This window comes from Periweissella fabalis (assembly GCF_012396505.1).
In the GTDB taxonomy this organism is placed as follows: Bacteria; Bacillota; Bacilli; order Lactobacillales; family Lactobacillaceae; genus Periweissella; species Periweissella fabalis.
The window spans coordinates 537,292-557,221 of the sequence record NZ_JAAXPN010000001.1 but is presented as its reverse complement, the minus strand read 5'-3'; the positions used below and the strand labels follow the sequence as shown (position 1 = coordinate 557,221).

The window sequence follows — 19,930 nt, the reverse complement described above, 5'->3', positions numbered from 1 at the left end:
GGTATTATTTCATCTTCTCTTTTTATATATAGTAAACTAAAAATGGTAATTAAACGGTAAAAGTGATGTTTTAATAAGGAGTAAGGTTATCGAGATTAATGGAGAAGTAGCATATACGGAACAGTTTGAAACAGTTGAAAGTATTAAGGCAATTCAAGCTACTAACGCTGATAATATGACTAAGGATATGAATCAACAACTTTTAGATAAACAAGAATATTTATTGGCAACACAGCATCAGCAGCGTAGTAGAAATAATGATCGTAAGCAACAATTAGAACAAGCAAAAGGTAGAAATACTATAAAAGAAAGCTTTCCATATCAAATTCATGATGCTATTTCAAAGCAAGAAATCTTAGTTAAGCTCATACCTACTAATGATAAACAAGAAGCTATTGTTTTAAGTACGGATTTGAATGGATTAATCACATCAGAAAAAATTGCCTTAGAATCAAGTGAAGCTCCAACAAATGATATTTTACATTTATTTGTTTTTATGGCTATCCATGAACCTAGCACACCAATGCTATATCGGGATAGTTTTAGTAGCATATTAATCTTGATGGCTAAACATGATATTCGAGAAAAATTACCAAATAATTTTTTTAATAAACTTAATGTTAAACATATGGTAAGTCATCGGCTTAAAGATTTTATACAAAAATTTAATTCTAAATAAAGGATTATTTATACTAACTATAGTAATGTATAATTACATTATAGGTGAATAATTAAATGTTATTTACATATATTTTAATGTTTACTAATTGATTATTTCAGTTTTGTTACTTTGAGATTATACATTTTTAATATAAATGCGTAGATTTACATCGTTACTTGAACTTATTTATTTTAGTTGATTTTGTAATTTATGTAAAAAATTATAAATTAGTTAAATCTGATTTTTTACATTAGTTTTATATTCTATAATTGTAGTATAATACAATAAATGATATAAGAAGATTATAGGTGAAAGGGGGTTGCCAGTTCTAATGTTAGAAAAAGGTGGCGTTAATATTTTACAAGAATTTGCTACAATAAACGAAACAAAGCAAATTTTCCATTTTGGTGAAGGAGTTCATCTATTTGTTGGGTATGGACATAGCAATGCTGTCGCGATTGAAGGTGCAATGAGTGTTATTTTGATTGATACATTAGACTCACCAGATCGGGCAGCAGAAATGTTGATGGAATTGCAAAAAATTACACCAAAACCAGTACGGACAATTATTTATACGCACGGGCATCCGGATCACCGTGGGGGAGCTGGTATGTTTCAAGCAACAGCACAATCAGTGATTGCTTTTGCTAATCGTGATCATCAATTGCTAGATTCAAGAAAAATAAATGATGTCTTACTAAAGCGTACGCAACATCAAATGGGCTATCGTCTTAATGATGATGAAGCAATTACTCAGGGAATTGGAATGCGTGAAGGCCATACACAAGGTCAACGCGGGTATGCACCATTATTACCAACTGAAATAATCACTGATGGAATTGTTGATCGTGTGATTGATGGAGTACATTTACAGTTAATTAGTGCCCCGGGGGAAAACGGTGATATGGGATACGTTTGGCTACCTGATCAAAAGATTATGTGTTCAGGAGACAATTATTATGCTGCTTTTCCTAATTTAGCTGCCATTCGTGGTGGGCAATACCGTGATATTGGCCGTTGGATTCAAAGTTTAGATTTGTTAATTACGTATAATGCAGTCACAGTATTACCAGGGCACTTACAGCCTTTAGAAGGAGCAGATATTGTTAAAACTACTTTGCGTAATTATCGAGATGCAATCGCATCCATCTTTGATCAAACATTAGCTCATATTGATGCAGGTCTGACGGTTCAAGAAGTTGTTGAACAAGTTCGCTTACCTGATCACTTACGAACTTTACCATACTTACAAGAAATTTATGGTAGTGTCGAATGGACGGTTCGTGCGATTTTTACAGCGTATGTTGGTTGGTTTGATGGTAATCCGACTAATTTGCATAAAATGCCGCAATATTTGTATTCAGCTAAAATGGTCGCATTGATTGGTGGATCTGATAAAGTATTAAATGCACTTGAAACAGCTATTTCTGAAGCTGATTATTTATGGGCTTTACAATTATGTGATTTACTAATTGCTATTGGGGAAACAAAAGCAGTTGATTTAAAAATTAAGACGTTATATGCGTTAGCTGATTTAGAAACGAGTGCAAATGGTCGTCATTACTACATTAGTTATGCCAAAGAAATGTTAGATAATAAGTAAAAGTTAAGTCAAATTGTATTGACTTAACTTTTTTTTTAGCTCAAAATTTAACTTAGATGTAATTTTTTATTTAAATTAAATAGGGGGGGATTTAAGATGATTTATTTTATTAATTTTGGAATGCCGGATAATAAATCTGGGATTGAACATGCTCAATTGAAGCGGGCACGATTGTTTGATAAGAACGATACCAGTTATTATTTCTTAACACGTGACTGGTTCCGCGATTTACATGTAACAGCTCGGACAGCGGGGGTTGATGATGCGCACATGATTAACATGTTTGATTTTTATCAACATGCCTTGATTGTTGAACCAAAAGAATTACATGTGAATGACATTGATTTTGGCTTGAAGAATTTAAGTTTTACGGATGAAACTGATAACAATCGGTTTATCGTTAAACGTGAAGATAATCGCATGGTTGCCCGAGTTAACTACGTGCATGGAATAAAGGAAGTCTTCTCAGTTGAAATGTTTGATGGCTTTGGTAATTTATACCGAGTTGATTTTTATGATCAACGTGGGTTCCGTTCATTATCACAGTGGTATACTCCTGACAATAAAATTGGCACCGAAGCTTGGTATACTCCCAGTGGAGAAGTTGTTTTACGAAACTTTCATCGCACCAATGCTGTTAATGAAGTTGAAAAAACGGGGTGGTTGTTGAGTGAACAAGGTGGCCATGTCCACCAATTTGATACGATCGATGAATTATTTGAATTTTTCTTGAACCAAATCAATGAACAAAACGATGAAACTAATATTTTTGTGCTTGACCGATCATTACTAGCCGACCAAGCCTTAACGCGGATGCGTAAACAAGCCTTTACAGTCATGCACTTGCATAACTCACAAGCCGGGGATGCCCAAGATCCAATGAATTCAGTGATGAATAACAATTACGAATATGCATTAACCAACATCGATCAATATTCAGCCGTGGTTTCAGCTACGCAAAAACAAGCTAAAGATGTGATTGCCCGGTTCCCTGGTATTCGCCGTAATTACACGATTCCAGTCGGGATTGTGCCCGATGAAATGTTAAACCAAAAACGGATTAAAACGAATGAACGGACTTTTGGTAAAATTGTGGCCGTTGCTCGGATTGCTTATGAGAAACACCTTGATGATTTAGTGCGGGCCGTAGCAATTGCGCATGCTAAAGTTCCGGAAGTAACGTTGGACTTGTATGGGTATGCGGATTCAACGAATAACTACTCGGAAAAGAAGAAAGTTGAAGCGACAATTAAGGAACTTGGCCTGGAAGACGTGGTAACTTTGAAAGGATATAATAGTGATGTTCAAAGTGTCCTTAACGATGCTCAAATCTTTGGGTTGACCTCACGGATGGAAGGCTTTAATTTGGCCGTCATGGAAGCCACCTCACATGGGGTTGTGGGAATTACGTATGATGTTAACTATGGACCAAATGAAATTGTCCAAGACGATATTAATAGATATGTCGTCCCATTTGATGATTACAAAGCAATGGGTGAAAAGATGATTAACGTCTTGACGCACAAACGAACTTTACAACGTTTGAGTACGGGAGCCTATGACTCAGCCAAACGTTATTCAGAAGAAAATGTTTGGCATGCTTGGAAAGCACTTTTAGATGATGCCAAGCAACTCGATGCTAAACTTGTACGATAAAATGGGGGGAACAACAAAATGATTTATTCAGTCGGAGAAAATATTTATGCTTTTAATTCAGGGATTGAATTTGCGCAAATTAGTCGGACCAAGGACTTATTAGCTAATGGCGAAGCAGCTAAAATTGTAACGAAAGAATACAACCGGTTCTTATCACGGGATACCGCAACCCTTGGTCTTACTAGTGATCAATATGTGAATATGTATGATTATTTCCAAAAGGCCACTAATGTTGAACGCAAAGAATTGAGTGTGCGTTTCTTAGAAACAGTCCCATTACGTGATTATCATGTGACAGGCGTTGATGCTAACTACTCAACCATTGATTACATGGGCCGGACGTTAGCTAAAATGAATATTATGCCAGGGACTGTTGGTTTAGCGGGTGATATTGATTACTTTGATCGGGTCGGAAACAAAGAATTAACGCAATTCTATGACTGGCGGGGGTTCCTTTCAATGGAACAAACTTACCATCCAGATGGCTCAGTAGCCTTACAAACCTTCTTTGATATTGATGGCAAGCCCGTCATTGAAATTGTGCACATGTTTATTAATGGGGTTGTCTCACCTAGCATGTACAAATTACTTGATTTCTACGGCCAAGATTATGTTTTTGATACCCAAAATCAATTATTTACCTTCTTTTTAAATGAATTAAATAGTGCTAGCCAAGGAGTCTTTGTAGCTGATCGACCAAGTGTGGTGGAATCTGTTTTGGGGGTGGTTAATCCCATTAAAACAATTGCGTACTTGCACGAAAGTCACTTGGAAAAGAATTCAATTACCGGTGAAAAAGGTATTAAGTTAGCATATGAAGGGATTGTTGCCCCTAAAGGGAAGCGATTTGATTTGATTGCAACAGGAACTGCTACGCAAGCCGCTGAAATTAAGCAAGGTTATGCGGTTAATGCAACCACAGGATTGCAAACCGCTTCATATCCAATTGATGATACTAATAAGCAAACCGCGTTAACTAAATTAGTTTATGTTGGCCGCTTGGCACCAGACAAGAACGTTACGGCATTGATTGAAGTCTTCCAAAATATTCATGAACGCAAAGCAGATACCGAGTTGTACTTGAAAGGGTACTACGCGTCACCAGAATATCGCGAACAAATTGAACAACAAATCAAGCAAGCCAACTTAGCGGAAGTCGTCCATGTATTGGATTATAGTATTGATAATAGTGAAATTTACCAAGATGCTTCATTATTCATCACAACGTCAGAAAATGAAGGCTTTGGGATCAATGCCCTTGAAAGTATGAGTCATGGCGTTCCAGTGGCTTGCTATGCAGTAGATTATATTAATGAAAACTTGGTTACAAATGGTAAAAACGGGATTACGATTACTAATCGGACGCCACATAATTTAGCCAAGTTAATTATTGAAACTTTTGGGGATGTTAAGCAAGTACAAGCATTGAAAGCTAATACACTTAAAACATCCCAAGCATTTGATGATAAACATTTAGTAAGTCAATGGCAAGCAGCTATTAAGGCCTGATACCGTAAAATAGTGTTTTGTATTTAAGCCTATCAGTATTTAGAAAACTAAATTTTTTATTTGAAAGTGCTAGAAAATAAAAATGAAAAAAATATTAGTTTACAAACAGTTTACAGGCACTTATTTATCAAAAATAGCATATTTATCAATTTTAATAATATGCATTTTAAATGCATATTATTTTTAAAGAAAGTAAATTACAAGTCTTTTTAAAATAATGTAAAACTTATTTTATTGATAAGCCAAATAAAGTATTAGCAAAATATTACAAAGACAATATTGCTCAAAATACCTCGTATAATCGAAAAGAGCATCGATATGCTTAATGAATCTATTGTTAAAGTTGTTAAAAAACAGATTTTAATAACATCATTTTGGGGGAAAGGCAATGCAAAAAAAATTAATATTCATAATAATGTAATCGCAAAACGGCGATATAAAATGTATAAAGCTGGTAAAAATTGGTTATATGCACCGATTATCTTTATTGGATTTGGTGTCGGTATGATCACTGGTATGCCAAGTCATGCTGCTGCTGATGAATTACATAATACAAATACAACAGCAATCTACAGACAAAAAATTTCTGATTCTAATGATGACAAAACAGATCCTAGTGTAATATCAAGTAGTGCAGCGACCAGTCAAGCAACAGTAAGTAGTGTGGCGACTAGTCAAGCAACAGTAAGTAGTGCTATCGCGGATAGTGCTGTGCCTAGTCAAGCACCAGCTGCGCCATCTAAGCAAACGATTAGTGTTGAGCATCCGGAATTAGCAACGCCAGATAAACAACCAACACCGCCAACGCAAACAACAGCGATTACGCCAGCTAACGCCAGTGAAAGTCCAGCTGCAACTAGTAATGCTGGTGCAGCAACAAATCCAACTACGCAACCAACGCCAGCTAACACCGTAATTTCTGATGCATCGGGCATAAATACGCCTAATACCATTGATAGCTTAGGGACTGCCGTTACTACCGCTAGCAATAGTAGTAACGGTGCTTTAAGTAATGCTAATAGTTTAGCTGGCCAAGTAGCGAATACGTTAAAAAGTGCTAGTTCGGTGGCTACATTGAGTTCGACCGCAGCCAAAGATACTAAAGGCGCAACTTTAAAGCCCCAAATGTTGGCAGCTAAGGATGCTAGCACGGTTGCAAATGTCTCAACCGCCCAACAATTCCGAGATGCATTGTTTAATGGAAGTATCACATCGATTAATTTACAAAATGATATTAGCTTGTCACAGAAAAATGTTCCATTTTTTGCCGGATCTAGTATTCCAGTTCGTAATTTGACGATTAGTGGTGCAACAGGGACAACAGATAAATACTATACTTTAGATTGGCAAAATAATTTTGTTGTAATGAACGCCAGTAATACCCAATCTCAGGTTAAGTTTACTGATCTTAATATTTGGGCAGCTTCTTGGTGGGGACCAATTCGATTAATCGGTAATGCCAATAATGCTGATGTTCAATCACTAACATTTAGTAACGTGAACTATAAAGGCTCACAAATGATTAGTTCATATGGTATCCCCGTCTTTATTTCTGGGAACGTTAACACACAATTATTACCAAGTGGAACATATACATCACCAATTGATGGGAATAGGGTGCAATTAGATGGTAGTGGAGACCAAGAAATTTTTGAATCAAGCAATGTTGAAGTATTAGCAGGAGCTAATTTTACAGGAACTACAGCTGGTGGAACGGCAATTGTGTTGGCTGCTGGTGGGACTTTTAAGATTGACCAAGGTGCTACAGTAACATTAGCTAGAACCATTGTTGGTGGGGCAAACGAAACTGGGACCAATGCGCTTGTGTATACAAATGGGGGCTCAGTGATTGTTGAGGGAATATTGAATCTTCAAGCATTGAACATGCCAGGATTTTCAGGAATTTATCTTGATGGTACTGGTTCAGTAGTAGTTAATAAGAGTGGGGTCATTAACTATAACTCAACTAGTGCGAATTCAACTGGAAACAAAGCAATTTACATTACCGGTGCGGGGACCGTTAATGATTACGGAACCATTAACATTAGCCAAAATGGTGCGTTACAAAATACAAATATGGGGATTATTCAACTGAATAATAATGGAATATTTGTAATTGGTAACGGTGGAACATTAAATGTTCAAGCAACGAATTTAGGAACACAAAGTTCAGATTTAATCAACCTTTGGGGGGCTGGAAACTTTACCTTTGAAGATGGCGCAAATGCTAATATCTCTGCTGATGGTAGTGGTCAAGTAACCTTACTAGATGCACAAGGTGGCGGCTCAGTCATTTCAATGTATCACGCACATAAACTCGTTTTTGATTTAACTAAAAACACAAACATTAACAGTAATGTCTTTTACTTCCAAAACGGCGGGACGCTTAAAGGCCAACTGCAAAAAATTATTTTTGGGACACCTAATAGTGCTGCCATTGGACCATACTTATCATTTAGTATTCCAATCTATCAAGCTAGTCTGTATCCAGGTCAAAAAGCAACCGCACAAGGCTTAACATCCGCTTCAGAAGTAGCTATTAATGCACTTGCTTTAGCATTGACGAATAACAAATATCTTGAATTTGATACCGCTGCCGATAACAAGGTAAACATTGTACCAACAGTAACTGATCAATCGACGACAGTTTCTGGGACAACTTTACCGGGGGCGTATGTTACTTTAACGGACGGTAAGGGTAATCTAATTAAAGGCTTACCAGCTGGCACACTAACTGCTGATCCATATGACGCAACTAAATACATGGTGCAAGCGGACCAAAGTGGAAACTGGACGATTACTTTGCCGGATGGGCTTAAATTACCAGCTAATACCATCTTACGAGCCACTTCAAGCATTAATTTTGTCAAAGTTAATTATGATGTGGTCGTTGGGGACTTAACATCCGTTGACAATAATAGCGCTGCGCAAAGCAAAGCGAGTGCTACTTCAACGACAGCCGCAACTGCCACAAGCACTGCAAGTACTGCTACGAGTTCATCAAATGATGCCGCATTGGCTAATTCAACGGCACAATCATTAGCGAAGCAATACAGCAATACCACTAATGTTGCTTCATATGTGCATACTGTTTCAAGTGCCGCCAGTGTAGCTGCGAGTGCTGCATCAGTTGCGAGCACCGCCCAAGGAAATGCTAATTTGGCCGCTTCAACGGCTGCTAGTGCAGCTTCTGTTGCCGCGGAAGCTTTAGAAAATCAACAAAGTGCAGCCTCAACGGCAAATGACGCCTTAAGTAATGCTCAATCGGCAGCCAGTGCGGCCGCTGCGGCTAGTTATGGGAATGATCCAGCCTATGGTTCATATGCGAGTGCTGCGGCTAGCTATGCATCAGCGGCTTCAACTGCCGTTAGCAACGCTGTTTTTGCAGCTAATAGTGTCGCATCTGCTGCGAGTGTTGCAGCTAGTGCGAATGCAAATGCGCTCGCACAACAAGCGATAGCTACTTCAAGTGCAAGTGTCGCGGCGTCGGCAGCCAATGATGCAGCGAATGCGTTGCTAGCTGAACAACAGGCTATTACAAACACTGCGGTAGTGGCAGCTAAATCAGCTGCTGATAGTACAAATATAGCAGCTGACAATACTACAAATGATAATACGAATACGGATTCAAGTGCTACTGCAACGAATTCATATACCAACACTGCAAGTGGACATGCCAGTGCTGCGACAAGTTCCGCTAATGATGCAGCCAATGCTGCTAGTTCAGCCGCTGCAACTGCGGCTGCCAATAGTGGTAACAGTTCTGTTGCCAGTGCTGCTTCAGCGGCGGCTGTCGCAAGTTCAACCGCCACGAGTGCCGGTGATTACTCAAGTAATGCTAGTTCAAGTGCGAGTCAAGCTAGTGATAGCACAATGGCTACTAAGAGTTCAGCCAGTGATGCGCAAAGTTCCGCTAATGATGCGACCAACGCTGCTAGTTCAGCTGCAAGTACCGCAACTGCCAATAGTGGTAACAGTTCTGTTGCCAGTGCGGCTGCTGCCGCTGCTGCAGCAAGTTCAACTGCCACGAGTGCCGCTTCAGTCGCTAATTCCGCCAGTGCGGTAGCTAATACTGCTAATAGTGATGCCCAAGATCAAAAAGCGGCCGCTGCTAGTGCCGCCGCAGCTGCTTCAAATGCTGCTTCAGTTGCAAACTCATATGCTTCTGATGCCGCCTCAGCGGCCGCCAGTGATGCGAGTGTTGCGAGTGCCGCAGCAAGTGTTGCATCAGCCGCCCAAGCAACGGCGAATGCTGAAAATAGTACGGCAACGAGTGTAGCCAACGATACTAACGCTTCAACGGCTAAATCATATGCTAATCAAGCAGCCAATGAACTTGCTAACTTAACGGCTAAAACCTACTATCCAGCAGCTTTAGCAAGTGCTAAGGCGGCTCAAGATGCGGCTAACCAAGCCGCTGAGTATGCACGCCAACAAGCTGCTAATGTAACTAAGGCCGAAGGATATGTCAAACAAGCCAACGCATTGTTAGCCAAAGCACCTAATAATACTGAGGTAAAAGCCTTTGTTCAAGCCGCGGCTAAATGGCTTAAGTTATCTAAACAATATGCTGCCGATGCAAATCAAGCGGTAATAGTTGCCCAACAACACGCGGATAAAGCTCGGGAATATGCAGAAGCAACTAAACTTGCGGATGCCCAAACATTAGCTGCCATTGCGCAAGCCAACGCATATGCACAAGCTGCTGCTAAAGCTGCTGCGGGTTCACCTGTTCAACGGCAATTGCTAGCTCAAAGACGTTTCTTTGCGCTTCGGGCCTTAGCTAGTCAATTACGAGCCCAAACATTAGCTGCTGCTAGCCAAAATGTTGTGACGCCAGCCGATGTTATAGCTGCCCAAGTTGCCGCTGAAAATACTGCTAAGCAAGTCACACTTGCCAATAATAGCAGTAAAAATGCGCAACAAAACGCGGAAAACGCCGCGCAAGAATTGATGTTAGCTAATGAACAAGCTTTACGAGCTTTTAATGATATTCATAACTTTGATTTAGTTGTGCCGACACTTACTGATAATGGTAATGGTGTAACACCGGTTCAACCAAAAGCACATGATAATCATAATAATGGTGATCAACAAACACCGATGATACCAGTAAATGTTAATAAACCAGAAATTAAGCAAAATGCTGATGGAAAAGTAGCACTGCCAACTAATACACAAACCGGCTTGCCTAAGACTGATGAACAATCACAAACGGCAACGATGTTAACAATTATTGGTGAAGTAATGCTGGGCTTGGTTGGTTTATTAGGACTAAGTAGTCGGAAGAAACATGATGATAAGTAAAAAAGTATTTAATTAAACCGTCAACGGAAGTATGGTGTGAGACAACACACTAATATGGCACAATATTTAAATATTCTAAAATGCCCTTTGAAGAATTTTCTTCGAGGGGTATTTTTTTAACATCGTGATTTCAGGTTTGTAATAACTAAATTAGTTTAAAAAAATAGACAATTTTCGGGAAATAATATGCAATTCCATTACGCGGCTGATGAACAAATGAATTATCTCTAGTTAATAATTGAAAGCGCTCTAAAATATCGGTAAAATGGGAATGTAGACAAATTTACTTAATTACATTTTGATCGTTGAAAGGAATTTAATATGAAAAAAGGACGCATTATTAATTCAGATATTTCTCGTGTAGTTGCCCAAATGGGGCATTTTGACACCCTCGCAATTGGTGATGCTGGGATGCCAGTACCGAAGGGAACTGAAAAAATTGACTTAGCGGTAACTAACAATGTTCCTAGCTTTAATGTCGTACTCCAAAACGTTTTAACCGAATTAGCAGTACAAAAAATATATTTGGCCGAGGAAATAAAGACCGCTAATCCTGGTCAACTGCAAGCGATTAAAAACTTATTACCCGATACCGAATTAGCATTTATTCCTCACGACGATATGAAAAAACGTTTAGCCGATACGCATGCATTTATCCGCACAGGGGAGATGGCGCCATATGCCAATATTATTTTGGAAAGTGGCGTAACTTTTTAAATTAATTTAACTGCGCACAATTTTGATAGTAATACGGAGGGGTATTATGGAAATTGCAATGCAACGAATTAACAAAAGTTTTGGTAATAATAATGTTTTAAAAGGTGTCGATTTTAGGTTGGCCCCGGGGGAAATCCATGCCTTGATGGGTGAAAATGGGGCTGGTAAATCGACGTTAATGAATATTTTAACGGGTATAATTTCAAGTGATAGTGGTCAAATTGAGGTGGATGGCCAAAAAACGCAATTTAAAAATGCCTTGGTTGCAGAACAAGCCGGAATTAGTTTTATTCACCAAGAAATGAACAATTATGGTGAAATGACCGTGCTTGAAAATATGTTTATTAATCGTGAACTAACTAATCGGTTGGGACTGTTGAAAACGCCAGTGATGCGGACTCAAGCTAAGCAATATCTCGATTATTTAGGCGCTGAATTTGGTTTGGATACTTTGATTAAGGACTTAAGTGTCGGCAATCAGCAGTTAGTTGAAATTGCCAAATCATTGATGACTAATGCACAAGTTATTATCATGGATGAGCCAACTTCAGCTTTGACCGAAAATGAGATTCAGAAATTATTTAAAATCGTTAAAGAACTCCAACAACAAGGGGTGGGGTTTATTTATATTTCCCATCGCATGGAAGAAATATTTGCGTTATGCGACACAATTACGGTGATGCGTGATGGGATTTCAGTCATGACAACATCAGTTGACGAGACCAATGTTAACCAAATTGTTAAAGCAATGGTCGGTCGTGAATTGACGGAATTTTACCCAACTCGAACAAACCAGATTGGTGATATTTATTTGCAAGCCCGGGGCCTAAGTCGTCGTGGGGTCTTTAATGATGTCAATTTTGATGTTCGTTCGGGTGAAATTGTCGCTTTTGCTGGGCTGATGGGCGCGGGACGAACAGAAATCATGCGGGCAATTTTTGGTTTAGATCATCTTGATCGTGGGAAAATAATCATCCGTGATCAGCTTATTGAAAATCACTCGCCAGCGGCTGCGATTAAGCATGGAATTGGTTTCGTGACCGAAAACCGTAAAGATGAAGGATTAATGCTTGATGCGACAATTGCAGATAATATTGATTTAGCAAGTTTGGCTAGTTTTACCAAATATGGTGTAATTGATCAACATACGGATCGAGTGTTTGTTGACAAGTTGATTAAGCGGTTAACCATTAAAGCTCAATCAGCGTTGGATATTGTTAATAGCCTATCAGGTGGTAATCAGCAAAAGGTTGTTTTAGCGAAATGGATTGGAGCTGGTTCACAAGTATTGATATTAGATGAACCGACACGCGGGGTTGATGTTGGAGCTAAACGGGAAATCTATGATTTAATGAATGAACTAACTAATCGAGGGGTAGCAATAATTATGATTTCAAGTGACTTACCAGAAGTTTTAGGAATGAGTGATCGAATTAATGTGGTTTATGAAGGACAGATTACAGGAACGTTGGTTACCAAAGATGCAACACAAGAAGCGATTATGACTTTAGCCACAGGGGGACGGATTAATGAATAACGCAAAGAGCAAGCAATTCAATGTCATGGATTTTATTGGTAAATTAGGACCGGTGTTAGCTTTAGTATTCTTAATTTTCTTAGTAACGTTACTAAATCATAGCTTTTTAGATATCAATAACATTTTGAATTTATTACGACAAGTATCAACGAATGCCTTAATTGCTTTTGGAATGACATTTGTTATTTTAACTGCTGGAATTGATTTATCTGTTGGTTCAATTCTAGCATTCACCGGGGCAATTACAGCTCAGATGATTATTGCTGGTATCCATCCAGCTTTTGCATTTTTACTAGGCGTATTAATTGGAGCAATCTTAGGTGGAATTAATGGTATGATTATTGCCTATGGTGGTGCGGCACCTTTTATTGCGACCTTAGCGACAATGACTATATTTCGTGGAGCAACATATGTACTAACAGATGGGAATCCGATTACTGGTGCGAAAATGACCAATAGTTTTTTCTTTCAAGTAGTAGGTCGTGGCTATTTCTTGGGTATACCATTTCCAATTGTGATTATGGCCGTTGCATTTATTATTTTGTATGTGTTATTACACAAAATGGCTTTTGGACGTAAAACATACGCCATTGGTGGGAATGCCAAAGCAGCTTTTGTGTCTGGAATAAAGATTAATAAGATCACAATTTTAATTTATACTTTATCGGGTATTATGGCTTCAATTGCTGGTTTTATTCTAACTTCACGTCTTAATTCAGCACAACCTGATGCTGGGATAACTTATGAAATGGATGCGATTGCTGCCGTAGTTTTAGGTGAGACCTCATTAACTGGTGGTAAAGGGCGCCTTGTGGGTACATTAATTGGGGCTTTAATTATTGGTACGTTAAACAATGGGATGAATCTACTCGGGATATCAAGTTTTTATCAACAAATTGTCAAAGGAATTGTCATTATTATTGCTGTCTTAATTGATCGTAAGAAAGCTGCCTAGGGGGGGGAAGTAAAATGAGCAAACAGATTAAATATCTTATTACGGGTATCCTAACTGGTTTGATGTTACTAGTAGTTGCTGGCTGTTCAATAGTTACGCTTGAAAATCCATATCAAAAAGTTGATAAAGCTGCGCAAAAAGCACCCAAAGATATTCGAGTCGGGGCATCACTATCAACTTTAAATAATCCATTTTTTATTGCGGTTAAAAATGGGCTTAATGACACTGCTAAAACTAAAGGTACCAAAGTTCAAATTGCTGATGCACAAAATAATACGGCTAAACAAACCAATGATGTTGAGGATATGATTCAACGCGGGGGTGATATTTTAATTATTAATCCAGTCGATTCAGACGCAATTACGCCAGAAGTTAAGGCTGCTAATAATGCCGGTATCCCAGTTATTACCGTTGACCGTTCATCAAATGGTGGTAAGATATTAACATTGGTTGCTTCAAATTCAATTGAAGGTGGAAAAATGGCCGCAAAATTTATGATAAAGCAACTTGGTAATGGTGCTAAAATTGCTGAATTACAAGGAATTCCAGGTGCTTCAGCATCCCGTGAACGTGGTAAAGGTTTTGATACCGCTGTGGCAGGACAATTAAATATCGTTGCCAAGCAAACTGCCAACTTTGATCGGGCGCAAGGCTTAACGACGACTGAAAATATCATCCAAGGGCATCCTGATATTAAAGGAATTTTCTCTCAAAATGATGAAATGGCTTTGGGTGCTGTGCAAGCATTAAGGAATAAACCCGATATTATTTTAGTTGGTTTTGATGGTTCAAAAGATGCATTAACGGCAGTTAAAAATGGCCAAATGGCTGCAACGGTAGCTCAAAAACCTTATCAAATGGGAAAATTAGCGATGCAAGCGGTCTTTGATCATTTTGATAAGCAAACCTTACCTAAAAATATTAAGTCACCATTAGAATTAATTGTAAATAGTAAATATAGATAATTAAAAAAACAGTAATGATAGCGATAAGCTAATATTACTGTTTTTTTGATTGATGTTTTGGTAAGAAAAAGCCCGGAATAAACTTAATAGCAACTATTAAGATAAATGCTTGGACGGTAACAATATGATATGATATCAAGCTAACCATCAATAAAATAATAGCTAATATATTAATTAATAGCTTTAGTCTTCCTAATGTCATCTAAACAACACCCCCGAACAATACTATAAGTTTATTCTAACGTGTTTTTAGACTAGTTTCAACTTAAGAGGTGCTAATATGGCTTGATATTTGGATAAACGGCCTTAAATAATTGGGGGGTTTGGACTAATTTTGTTCCAAACGTATAATTATTTAGGGGAATCCAATAAATAAACCTTGGATTTTTAGCAGCTAAATTTAAGACATTAACCGTGGTACTATAATTATTAGGAGTAATTACTTCTGAACCAACGATACTTTTAGTAAAAAGATTAGCGGAAGTAATCGGGCTAAACTTTGATAATTGACTTACTTGTGATGGAATAGTATATAAGGCACAACCAATAATGGCCAGATAAATCGGATACTTAAGATAGCTAGTAATTTTCAGTTCACTTAAACTCATTAAAGTGAAGAACAAAGTAATCGAAAACATCGGATAGAGGTAACGGTCAATCAAAATTGGGCGATTATTCAAAATTTCAATTACGCCAATTAAGTAGGCTGTTAGATATGAAAGTAATGTCACGAAGCTAATTAATGCAAAAGGATGATCATGGTGAAACCACCAAAAAATAATTTGTAGTAATAAGAGTCCAATCAATAAATACGTATACATGGGTAGTAAGTTTAAATCAAAAGATTGTTGGAAGACGGCATTCCATGATTCAACTGGTGAAATCCAGTATTTTTTTTTCACGGAACTTATTTGTTTAATTGCAACAGTCATCCAGGGAAGGTTCGTGATAACGAAACAAAGTGCTAATAAAGGTAATTTGATTATTAAATCCCGGTCTTTTTGGAAGCAAAACGTTAACCAGTAATAAAAAAGAATCAAACCGGCAAAAATAGCGGCGAAGTAGTGCGAATAAGCACTTAAACTTGCAAATAACAAAGTAAACCAAAGATAACGTTGTTGTCGTACTTTAATGTATTTTAGCAAATTATATAGTTCGAGAATTAAAAATAAGGTCGCAATTTGATACATGCGCAAAGTTAAACCATTCATGACGATTTGTGACAAAATGATAAAAGCACTGAGCATATAATAATTGATTTGCTTTTGATATAATTTAATAATCTTACTTAGAAAAAAGATGCTAAGTATACCAAAAGCAACATTCCATAAGCGTAGGTAAATAATTTCTAAGTTAATATAATTAGTAAAGTGACTAATAGGCCAAGCGAGGGCTTTAAAAATAAGATAAGATAATGGCGGATGAACATCTAGTGCATCAGTTTTGATTAAATCCCAAGGGCTGTGATTAATTAACGCGATTGTAAATGATTCGTCCATGCTTAAATCAACATGTAATGCGTAACAAAAAGTAAAAAAATAGCAACAATAGTTAATGATAAACCAGTATACGAGATAAATTTTTTCATAAAAAATTCCTTTTATAGTCCAAATAATAATTTTTATTATAATATAATTTTTATTTGATTAATAGGAATAATTATGATTAATAGGAGAATATAGCAATGGCATTGTTAGAAGTTAGTAACTTATCAATGAGTTACGATGATAAGCAATTATATAATGAGGCTAGTTTTGAAGTACAAACAGGCGAACACGTAGGGATTACTGGTCAAAATGGGACTGGAAAATCAACGTTAATTAAGCTAATTACTGAACAAATTTTACCAGTTAATGGAACGATCAAATGGTTTCCAGGCGTACGGATTGGTTATTTAGATCAATACGCTGCCGTGGATGATGATTTGACTGTCCGAGAATTTTTAGCGACAGCTTTCACCGAATTGTACCAATTGGAAGTACAAATGAGTGCATGTTATGAAAAATTTGCTGAAACTGGTGATGAGCAATTATTAATGCAAGCGGGACAAATTCAAGAACAACTTGAACAAGCCGAATTTTACGATTTAGCTACTAAAGTTGAAAAAATTATCACTGGTTTAGGATTAAACGACATTGCTGACCACAAAACGGCACAATTATCAGGTGGCCAGCGATCAAAAATAATTTTAGCCAAGTTATTATTAGCCAACGATGAAGTTTTATTACTTGATGAACCAACTAATTATTTGGACACGGTCCACATTGCGTGGCTAGTAACCTTCTTACAAGCCTTTGAAGGTACAACGATGATTGTTTCACATGATTACGACTTTTTAGAGCAAGTAACTAATAGTATTGTTGACATTACCTTTGGGGAAATGACTAAATATCGTGGTAGTTTCCAAGAAGCGATGCGCCAAAAAAATGAAAATCGTAAACGCCAATTACGTGAATTTACGCAACAACAAGAATTGATTGCCAAGACGCAAAAATTCATTGATAAAAACCAAGCCGGTACCAAAGCTACACAAGCTAAGTCACGGGGGCGAATGCTTGATAAAATGAATTTAGTCGATGCGCCAGGCCAAGATTTACGGTCATATTTTGATTTTCCGGTTTATCAACCAGTCGAAGTTGAGATGGAAGATCCGTATGCCATTTATGATGAACCTTTTGAAACTGGTCCAGTAGTACCAGCAACGACCTTAACCGTTAATAACTTAGCTGTCGGCTATGATCAAGCGTTAATCCAACCAATTTCGTTTGAAATGGTGGCGGGACAAAAACTTGCGTTAGTGGGGTTTAATGGAGCTGGTAAATCAACACTCATTAAAACTTTATTGGGAAAAATTTCTCCATTAGCCGGTACTAGCAAGTTTATGGAAGAGATTGTCGTTAATTACTTCAATCAAGATTTAACCTGGGAAAATGATCAATTAACGCCATTAGATGTGCTACGTGATCAATTTCCTGAGATGGAATTGCAACCAATTAGGCGCAGTTTAGATAACGCGGGGATTAATAAGCAAAATGCCCAAAAACCACTAGCATTATTATCGGGTGGGGAACAAGCCAAGGTTAAACTGGCTTTGATGACCTTAACCCCAAGTAATTTTTTGATTATGGATGAGCCCACTAATCACTTGGATGAAACAACGAAACAAGCATTGCAACGAGCTTTAAAGAAATTCACTGGTAATTTAATTTTAGTCAGTCATGAGGCTGATTTTTATCAAGATTGGCTACCCGATGTGTTAGATATCAGTACATTATCACTTAACACACCAACTGATTAAGAGTTTCAAGGAGGCAGCAACGTGAAAAACTTTTATAAATTTAAGACACGCAAGACTATTACTAAAACCGTTTTCAGCAAATCGCTTTTAGATGCCCAACAAGCCGGGGTTACCTCAATGTTAAGAGCACTAGCAACTCAGTTATTAGCAACCCCCATTAATTCTAAACAACCAATTGAATTAACTTTGAATGTAACGGCAATTGACCATAACGAATTACCAGGATTTGATGAAATTTTTACACATATCGAAAGTTTAGCGGTGCAAGATTCATATACTGGCGGAGTTGTAGCCCAAATGGATCGTTGGCAACAGCTACCAAACGTACAAGCGTTAATCATTACAGCCAGCAATGTCCAAGGACCGCAGTTAAAAAAGGCGGTCCGACGCGAATTAATGGCCGGGTCAGAATTAAATATTGCGTATTATCAAACAATGCAACCGGATGCCACGATTACTGAACTACAAAGTTGGGTGGAATTACTTGATCATGAACTTGATGGTCAAACGTATGGCGGTAAAGGTAAATTACGCCAAGGGGTAACGCCATCAACTGCATTATTTACTCCAACTAAACCTGGGGTGCGGATTGTTATTCCATGTGTTCGTAAGACTTTTACGGAACCACAAGGCTTAATTGCCACGATCTTTGAAAATTTTTGGTTAGCCATTTTGAAACAAAAATTAGTGCTAACAATAATTATCGATGGTAAGCGTGAAATTTTTGATGAAACGACGTTACGGGATGTATTGGTAAATCACCGTAAAGCTTTATTACAAACAACGACCGGTAATCCAATCCATGCAGCCCAATATCTGCAATCATATAAAGGTGGAATTCCACGAGAAATTAAATTAACTGATCAACCAGAAGTCCAATTTAATGCATATGTGACGCTTGATCATGAATTAGGGGCGGGCCGAGTTGGTATTTTTGATGGGACTGGGCTTAAATTAGTTGATTATAAGTTACCAAACTCAGCAATTCAAGGCTACAATATTGTGTTAGTTGCTAATCAAAAAGCGACGCAACTCATTAAGGAATTAGTCAATAAACAAGGCACTAAACTAGCACTTAAAAATGTACCGAATGGTAAAAATCGGACTGTGGCTAAAGATTTTCTCGAACAATTAAATGCGACCATCATCCAATTAATTACTAGTGAAAGTGATTGGCAACAAGCAGTCCCATTATCACCAGCCCAAGTACTTGAAATAGCCATGGAGCAAGCTCCAACCGGGATTACGCAACAAGAATTAGGCCCATATTTAGCTGAACGACAAGCTTTACAGGCACATCCAGATAACCAATATCACGAAAGTTTTAAAATTAATTTAATGCTTGGTGGACGCTATAGTAATCAGTTTGCCTGGGATAAAATTGGCATTAATGCCTGGACACAAGGGGATGCCCCATGTATTAGCCAAATTCCATCGGTTGATTTAGGTGCCCATTTCCCGATCAATGAAGTCGTAACTTTGTATACGCCTGAAGGCACTAAATTAATGGCCCAATTAACGGGGACTGGGATGCAGGCCCGCCTTGAGTTTATTGAGGGCAATATTTATGATTATGTGCGTCGGAGTTTAAAACTAGCTCCGGCAACAGTAATTACCTTAATAGATCTGAAACGTTTTGGGACGCAGGCCCTGAGTTTTGAACGTCTAGATGCGCGTAATTATGCGCTACAATTTGGTAAATAAAGCAGTATAACCAAAGGT

The 19,930-nt window shown here is 37.9% G+C and carries 13 protein-coding genes; 11 read left to right on the top strand and 2 right to left on the bottom strand.

Going from position 1 to position 19,930, the window contains the following annotated elements:
* Window positions 1–187: 187 nt before the first annotated feature.
* From HF964_RS02800 to HF964_RS02760, 9 genes are all read left to right on the top strand, one after another.
* Window positions 188–679, top strand: a complete 492-nt coding sequence (locus tag HF964_RS02800; RefSeq protein ID WP_168721523.1) for a hypothetical protein — start codon at window positions 188–190, stop codon at window positions 677–679.
* A 313-nt stretch (window positions 680–992) separates the two neighbouring features.
* Window positions 993–2,264, top strand: a complete 1,272-nt coding sequence (locus HF964_RS02795; RefSeq protein ID WP_168721522.1) for an alkyl/aryl-sulfatase — start codon at window positions 993–995, stop codon at window positions 2,262–2,264.
* A 96-nt stretch (window positions 2,265–2,360) separates the two neighbouring features.
* On the top strand, window positions 2,361–3,920 hold the full coding sequence (locus tag HF964_RS02790) for a glycosyltransferase (RefSeq protein WP_168721521.1): 1,560 nt from the start codon (window positions 2,361–2,363) through the stop codon (window positions 3,918–3,920).
* An 18-nt stretch (window positions 3,921–3,938) separates the two neighbouring features.
* Complete coding sequence (locus tag HF964_RS02785; RefSeq protein WP_168721520.1) at window positions 3,939–5,429, top strand: glycosyltransferase; 1,491 nt, start codon at window positions 3,939–3,941, stop codon at window positions 5,427–5,429.
* Between the two features lie 318 nt (window positions 5,430–5,747).
* The gene (locus HF964_RS02780) at window positions 5,748–10,736 is read left to right on the top strand and encodes a pectate lyase-like adhesive domain-containing protein (RefSeq protein ID WP_168721519.1); all 4,989 of its coding nucleotides are present in this window, start codon (window positions 5,748–5,750) and stop codon (window positions 10,734–10,736) included.
* A gap of 321 nt (window positions 10,737–11,057) precedes the next feature.
* Complete coding sequence (gene rbsD, locus HF964_RS02775) at window positions 11,058–11,453, top strand: D-ribose pyranase (protein WP_168721518.1); 396 nt, start codon at window positions 11,058–11,060, stop codon at window positions 11,451–11,453.
* 46 nt (window positions 11,454–11,499) lie between these two features.
* Complete coding sequence (locus tag HF964_RS02770; RefSeq protein WP_168721517.1) at window positions 11,500–12,990, top strand: sugar ABC transporter ATP-binding protein; 1,491 nt, start codon at window positions 11,500–11,502, stop codon at window positions 12,988–12,990.
* The gene (locus tag HF964_RS02765) at window positions 12,983–13,945 is read left to right on the top strand and encodes an ABC transporter permease subunit (RefSeq protein WP_168721516.1); all 963 of its coding nucleotides are present in this window, start codon (window positions 12,983–12,985) and stop codon (window positions 13,943–13,945) included. Before HF964_RS02770 ends, HF964_RS02765 begins: the two co-directional genes overlap by 8 nt.
* A 14-nt stretch (window positions 13,946–13,959) precedes the next feature.
* Entirely contained in the window at window positions 13,960–14,910 is a 951-nt protein-coding gene (locus HF964_RS02760) for a D-ribose ABC transporter substrate-binding protein (protein ID WP_168721515.1), read from the top strand.
* Window positions 14,911–14,944: 34 nt separating this feature from the next.
* Here the strand turns inward: HF964_RS02760 and HF964_RS02755 are convergent, their stop codons facing one another.
* Both HF964_RS02755 and HF964_RS02750 read right to left on the bottom strand, forming a co-directional pair.
* Entirely contained in the window at window positions 14,945–15,112 is a 168-nt protein-coding gene (locus tag HF964_RS02755) for a hypothetical protein (RefSeq protein WP_168721514.1), read from the bottom strand.
* Window positions 15,113–15,185: 73 nt separating this feature from the next.
* Window positions 15,186–16,409, bottom strand: coding sequence for a glycosyltransferase family protein (locus HF964_RS02750; RefSeq protein ID WP_168721513.1), 1,224 nt, complete (start codon window positions 16,407–16,409; stop codon window positions 15,186–15,188).
* Window positions 16,410–16,594: 185 nt separating this feature from the next.
* On the opposite strand from HF964_RS02750, the gene HF964_RS02745 reads away from it, so the two are divergent.
* Window positions 16,595–18,208: an ABC-F family ATP-binding cassette domain-containing protein gene (locus HF964_RS02745; RefSeq protein ID WP_168721512.1), complete on the top strand. Its 1,614-nt coding sequence runs from the start codon at window positions 16,595–16,597 to the stop codon at window positions 18,206–18,208.
* A gap of 21 nt (window positions 18,209–18,229) precedes the next feature.
* Window positions 18,230–19,912 (top strand): hypothetical protein, encoded by a 1,683-nt coding sequence (locus tag HF964_RS02740; protein WP_168721511.1) that lies wholly within the window; start codon window positions 18,230–18,232, stop codon window positions 19,910–19,912.
* Window positions 19,913–19,930 lie beyond the last annotated feature (18 nt).